Genomic DNA, 3,538 nt, shown 5'->3' with positions numbered 1-3,538 from the left:
GGATGGTCGGGACTCGTCCCGGTCATGCCGAGGATCTCGAACTGCACGTCGTGGATGTGGAAGTTGTGGATCGTGCCGCTGACGTTGCGCACCTCCCACAGCTCGGTGGTGCCGGCGACGACCACCTCGTCGATCCGGCCCATGTCCATCTCGCGATCGTTGATGGTCGTCGACGAGGTCAGATCGATGCGGCGGGTGCTGCTCGGTTCCCCGAGCTCCGGAAGGGTGGTCAGCCTCTCCGGGATCGCGGCCGACGACCTGAGGACGGGTGCCGCCCGCAATTCGAGGACGTCCATGCGGTCGTCGCCACCGGAGAAGCGGTCCTGCCAGAAGCCGGCCTTCAGCTCGGGCGGTGTGCTGCGCAGCACGTGCCTCGAACCTGCTTCCGGCCGGATGACGATCTCGGCGCGCTCGCCCGGCGACAGCTGGAGACTGCGGACGGCCCGCGGCTCCTCGAGCAGACCACCGTCGCTGCCGACGACGAGGAACGGCATCCCGGTGTCGAACGAGAAGTTGTAGACGCGCGCGTTCGACGCGTTGAGCACCCGGAGCCGGACCGTCTCGGTGCCGACGTCCAGGAACGGCCGCGGTGTGCCGTTGACGAGGATCTCGTCGCCGAGCGCGCCGACGTCGGCGAAGATCGCGTTGCTGTCGTCGAGCTGGTCGCCGTCGAACTTCCGGTCCTGGACGATGAGGGGGATGTCGTCGACCCCGTAGTCGTGGGGGAGCGGCGACGTGCCGGGCTCGTCGATCAGGAACATACCCGCGACGCCCCGGTACACGTGCGCGGCGGTGGAACCGTGCAGGTGCGGGTGGTACCAGAGGGTCGCGGCCGGTTGATCGACGGTCCAGTACGGCGACCATGTCGTTCCCGGCTCGATCGGCTGGTGCGGTCCGCCGTCCATCGCCGCGGGCAGGTGCATGCCGTGCCAGTGCATCGTGCTCGTCTCGCCGAGTTCGTTCGTGACGTTCACGCGCACGTTCTCGCCGCGCACGGCGCGGAGGGTGGGTCCGAGATAGCTGCTGTTCACGCCCCACGTCCGGGTGTCGGGGCCGTGCCCGAGGTCGGTCGTGCCGCGCTGCATGGTCAGGTCGAACACGCGCGTGCCGTCGGCGTCGACGGTGCCCGACTCCACGGGAGGGATGCGCAGGGCGGTGTCGAAGTCGACGCGTCCGGTGGTGTCGAGCGCGCGCGTGGTCCACGCGTGGACGGCCAGGCCACCGATGACCGCCACGAACGCGATGAAGAGCACGAAGGGTATGGCGAGCAGACGCACCAGGATTTTCACGACATCCATGCTCGTTCTCCCGCACCGTCGGCACATCCGGCGTGGCACCGGATTTCGTGGTGGGGGAGAACCCTGACGGAACCTCAGGAAACGCTGTGCAGTCGTGCCGCCTGCCGCACTAGATGGTCGCGTTCGGGGATGCTGGTCGCCAGGTGCGCGGCCTCCGCATAGAGCCGGGCCGCCGTCGCGGTGTCGCCGGCGCGTTCGTGGAGATACGCCGCGGCCGCCGTGTACCGGGGCAGGCTGGGGTCGAGCTCGGCCATCGCTGCGAGACCGGCGTGGGGTCCGTCGGCCTCACCGACCGCGACGGCACGGTTGAGGCGGGCCACCGGGTTGTCGGTGAACCGCAGGAGCTCGTCGTACCACTCGACGATCTGCATCCAGTCGGTCTCCTCCGCGGTACGCGCGTCGGCATGCAGGGCGGCGACGGCGGCCTGCGCCTGGAACTCGCCGAGCCGGTCGCGGGCGAGCGCGGCCTGCAGGATCTCCACGCCCTCCGAGATCATGCGCGTGTCCCACAGGCTGCGGTCCTGTTCGGCGAGAGGGACGAGACTGTCGTCCGGCCGGATGCGCGCCGCTCGCCGGGCGTGGTGGAGCAGCATCAGCGCGAGCAGACCCGACACCTCCGGGTGGTCGATCACCGCTGCCAGCCGGCGCGTGAGCCGGACGGCCTCGGTGGCCAGGTCGACGTCACCCGAATAACCTTCGTTGAACACGAGATAGAGCACCCGCAGCACCGTCGCGACATCGCCGGGCCGATCCAGCCGGACGTCCGCGATCGTGCGCTTGGCCCGGCTGATGCGTTGGGCCATCGTCGCCTCCGGGACGAGATAGGCCTGCGCGATCTGCCGGGTCGTCAACCCGCCGACGGCACGCAGGGTCAGCGAGACCGCCGACCCGGGCGTGAGCGACGGGTGGGCACACAGGAAGTACAACGCGAGCGTGTCGTCCACCGGTGTGCGCGGACCGGGCCGGGGCTCGGCGTCGACGAGGATCTCGCGGCGTCGACGGGACGCGTCGGCGCGCACGGTGTCGAGGAATCTGCGCCACGCCACCGCAACCAGCCAGCCCTTCGGGTCGCGCGGCGGATCCTCCGGCCACACCCGCAGGGCTTCGACGAGCGCGTCCTGCACGGCATCCTCGGCCGACGCGAAATCCGCTCCGCGGCGAACGAGGATGCCGATCACCGTGGGGACGAGCGTGCGCAGCAACGCCTCGTCCACGTCTACTCCGTGACGGTCGGCGGCTCGGACATGAACGGGCGCACCTCGAGCCATTCGTGGATCGGTTTCCCACCGGCTCCCGGCGCGGCCGACAGTTCGCCGGCCAGTTCCAGTGCCCGGTCGTAGCCGTCGACGTCGATCACCATCCACCCGGCGATGAGATCCTTCGTCTCCGGGAACGGTCCGTCGGTGACCGGGGGACGTCCCTCGCCGTCGTAGCGGACGAAGGTGCCCTCCGGGGAGAGCGCCTGCGCGTCGACGAACTCGCCGGTGCTCTCGAGGCGGGCGGCGAAATCCTGCATGTACCGGATGTGGGCCGACACCTCCTCCGGCTCCCACTGATCCATGGGTACGTCGTTCACCGCTGCCGGGGCGCCGCGGTAATGCTTGAGCAGCAGGTACTTGGCCATGATGTTCTCCTCCGTGCGGTACGGCCCATTGTGGCCGCGTTCATGGAGGAGACGGAGCCGCTTCCGGATTCTCGACATCCCTCCGCGAACGATTCGAGGTTAGGGTCGCGGCATGCGTATTCATCTCGGACCGGGCCACGACGAACACCTCGCCGCCGCGATCGTCTCCGGCGGTGGAACCCTCTCCGAACTGGGCGAGGCCGATGCCCTGGTGTGGGACGGCAGCGCCGAGGAGTTCCCGGATCTGCCCGACCGGGTGCGCTGGGTGCAGCTCACCTACGCGGGTATCGAGCCGTTCTTCCGGGCGGGCGTGATCGACGACCGCCGGCTGTGGGCGAATGCGTCCGGTGTGTACGCCGACAATGTGGCCGAGTACGCGGTGGGAGCGCTGCTCGTGGGGTTGCGGCAGTTCCACGCCTCGGTTGCCGCGAAGCGGTGGACCAAGGATGTTCTCGACCCGCGGGTGCGGACCCTCCACGGCTCGACCGTGGCCATCGTCGGATGCGGCGGTATCGGCCGGGCGATGATCCCGCGTCTGCATGCCCTCGGCGCGTCCGTCGTCGCGGTCAATCGTTCGGGCCGACCCGTCGACGGTGCGAAGGTCACGTTGCCGGCC

Annotated in this window: 4 protein-coding genes; 1 reads left to right on the top strand and 3 read right to left on the bottom strand. The window is 69.6% G+C overall.

The genetic code is table 11. From position 1 onward, the window contains the following. The 3 genes from R1101_RS27500 to R1101_RS0118765 all read right to left on the bottom strand — a co-directional run. The coding region (locus R1101_RS27500; protein ID WP_016934878.1) for a multicopper oxidase family protein at window positions 1-1,298 on the bottom strand (1,298 nt) is incomplete at its 3' end. A gap of 74 nt (window positions 1,299-1,372) precedes the next feature. Further along, complete coding sequence (locus R1101_RS0118770) at window positions 1,373-2,512, bottom strand: RNA polymerase sigma factor (RefSeq protein WP_016934877.1); 1,140 nt, start codon at window positions 2,510-2,512, stop codon at window positions 1,373-1,375. Between the two features lie 2 nt (window positions 2,513-2,514). Further along, window positions 2,515-2,922, bottom strand: a complete 408-nt coding sequence (locus R1101_RS0118765) for a YciI family protein (protein ID WP_026003458.1) — start codon at window positions 2,920-2,922, stop codon at window positions 2,515-2,517. Window positions 2,923-3,034: 112 nt separating this feature from the next. On the opposite strand from R1101_RS0118765, the gene R1101_RS0118760 reads away from it, so the two are divergent. Then, the coding region (locus R1101_RS0118760; RefSeq protein WP_016934875.1) for an NAD(P)-dependent oxidoreductase at window positions 3,035-3,538 on the top strand (504 nt) is incomplete at its 3' end.

The organism is Rhodococcus sp. R1101 (genome assembly GCF_000278445.1).
Lineage (GTDB): Bacteria > Actinomycetota > Actinomycetes > Mycobacteriales > Mycobacteriaceae > Rhodococcus > Rhodococcus gordoniae.
Note: the sequence above shows the minus strand (reverse complement) of the source record. Positions and strands in the feature narration are given on the sequence as shown.